The 1964-nt window shown below is 28.5% G+C and carries 1 protein-coding gene and 1 pseudogene; both read right to left on the bottom strand.

The features are described 5' to 3' along the window. A pseudogene (locus tag L6651_RS09315) lies at positions 1 to 399 on the bottom strand (CD1107 family mobile element protein); the annotation flags it as partial. A 15-nt stretch (positions 400 to 414) separates the two neighbouring features. Further along, positions 415 to 1964, bottom strand: a 1550-nt coding sequence (locus tag L6651_RS09310) for a stalk domain-containing protein (protein WP_237037662.1), incomplete at its 5' end; no start/stop codon positions are given.

Here is a 1964-nt window from a genome sequence, read left to right as displayed (position 1 = left end):
ATCTTCTACTTTCGGTGTAATATCCTGTCCATTTTTATCTACATTTTCTATAACTGTTCCTCTTGCCTTATTTTCTTTTGTAGCTAATGGATTAATTGCTTTAGTATTGCCACCTTTAACAAGTTTATATGGCTTTTCTATTTTATCTACTTGCTCATTTTTTATGTTATTTTCTTGTATTTTCGGCACTTCCTGATAAGGAATTTTTTGACTCTCATTAGATGGTTCATATATATCTTCATCAAATAAGCTTTCTAATTCTTTACTTTTTTCTGGCAAATAAATATCATTTGACTGATTTTTTATTTCATTATCATTGCTCTTAGCTATGGATATGCTTGGCATACTTAATAGTAAAAGGAGTAGCACTAAGGCTACCCCTAATCTTTTTTTCTTCATAGTTATCTCCTTTTCTTACTTTATATTCTTAAAGACATAAACTGCCTTTCTGCTATTATCCCATTCTATACTTTGATCTTTTTCATCTCTTATATCCCCACAGCTTGCATTAAAGGCTTTAGCTATATTAGAAATAGATGCGTGAATTCTTCCATTTATAATTACAGGTTTAGTGTCAGAATGATAAATGTTTCCTTGACTATCTTTCATAACACCAGTATCTATATTTAATCTTAGAGTTTTTTTAGGTAAGGATATATTTTCTTTATTTGAAAAGATAGCCTCTCTCTTACTATTATCATATTCTACATTAAACCCAAGAGTATAGGCTGCATATCTAACAGGTAGCATAATGCGATTATCCTTGATATATGCTTTTACATCCATATACACTGTAGTTTTCTTTCCATCTTTTATAATGTTATAAAAGTTTTTGTCTACTTGGAAAACTGCAAATTCTTTTTCATCTTTAACTTGTTTTTTGCCTTGTTGGTCTTCTTGCTTTTTCATCTTGTTAAGATCAAATTGATTTAGGATATTCTTCTCATCAGCTTTTAAAAGTTCGTCCCACTTTTTGTCTTGAGATTTCTTATCTTCTTTCTTCTCTTTATTTTCTTTTTGGAGTTTTAGAAGTTCATCTAATTTTTTAGATAGGTCTTGGTTTAGATTTTTATCCTTTTCATCTTTAGCTTGTTTCTCAGGTTCTTCTTTAGCTTTTTTATTTGTTTCCTCGATTAACTTCTTGGCTTGTTCAATTTTCTTATCTAAATCTTCTTTTAGCTTTTTAATTTCTTCTTCAGAAGCTTTTTGTTTTTCTTCTAGTTCTTTAATCTTCTCTTCTAATTCTTTTTTTGTATTTCCAGAAGATTCTTTTAAACTATCAATAGCCTTTTGAAGCTCTTCAATTTTCTTAAAACATTCTGACTTAGTATTTTCTGTTTCTTTCTTTTTATTCTCTAGTTCTTTTATCTTAGCATCTTTTTCTTCAAGAGCTTTTTCTAAGTCCTTAATTTTATTATCTTTATCCTCAATTTCTTTAGTCTTCTTTGCAAGTTCCCCTTCTAAAGAGTCAAGCTTTTCTTGCATTTCTTTGATTTTATTTTCGTTTTTATCTACCTTTTCTTTCTCAGCTTCTAACTCCCATTTTGTAGATGAATAATCTTCTTTTAGTTTTGCATTTTCATCTTGTAATCTTTTTAATTCATCTTTAAGCTGAGTAATTTCTGCTATTAGTTCATCATTATTAGAGTTTTTAAGATCTTCAATTTCTTTATTCAATTGAGCAATCTTATTATCTTTATCTCTAATCTCTTCTTCTAGCTTATCCTTTTCTTGTTTTAGTTTTTCTCCATTATCTTTGCAAGATTCTAACTTTTCTTTTAATTCATCTATCTTTGATTGGTCTTCTTGTTTCTTGTCATTTAAGTCTTTGATCTGGTTTTCTAAGTCCTTAATGGTTTTAGTTAAATCATCAATCTTATTGTCCTTTTCATCAATATCTTGCCCTGTTAAATCTGTTTGAGTATCAATGGAATATTTATTCGGATTGTATATAGTCATCTTCC

This window comes from Mediannikoviicoccus vaginalis, assembly GCF_928097925.1.
Taxonomy (GTDB): Bacteria; Bacillota; Clostridia; order Tissierellales; family Peptoniphilaceae; genus Mediannikoviicoccus; species Mediannikoviicoccus vaginalis.
The sequence above is the reverse complement of the archived record's forward strand: the minus strand, read 5'-3'. Positions and strand labels throughout refer to the sequence as shown.